General features: G+C 69.9%; 1 pseudogene. It reads right to left on the reverse strand.

The features are described from left to right. Nucleotides 1–386: pseudogene (locus tag EN984_RS38045) on the reverse strand (hypothetical protein); the annotation flags it as partial.

Below are 386 nucleotides of genomic sequence, written 5' to 3' on the forward strand. Positions count from 1 at the left end.
CCGCCGCCACCGCCGGCCCCCTTACCCCCGACCCCGATGCCGAGCCCCAGTTTCAGTCCTGCGGACCCGCCGCCCGTGCCGCCGCCACCGCCGATGGATTGCGCGACAATACCCGTCGAGCGATCGCCGATCGTATGGATCAAGCCGCCACCAATTGTGGCCCTGACCGTCTCGGCCTCGCCGGCCGCTCCGCCTTTGCCGCCGATGCCGATGGTCGCAGCGATAGCGCCATTGAAGGAAAAGCCGCCATTGCCGCCGCCGCCGCCGATCGATTGAACGATCAGGCCAGCGGAGTCGGCGCCGTGGGTTGTGATATTCGTGGTGGTGGAGTTGTAGACGACCTTGCCCGCGGCGCCGCCGCCGGCGCCACTGCCGCCGATGCCGAC

The sequence above is a fragment of the Mesorhizobium sp. M7A.F.Ca.CA.004.12.1.1 genome (assembly GCF_003997835.1).
Lineage (GTDB): Bacteria > Pseudomonadota > Alphaproteobacteria > Rhizobiales > Rhizobiaceae > Mesorhizobium.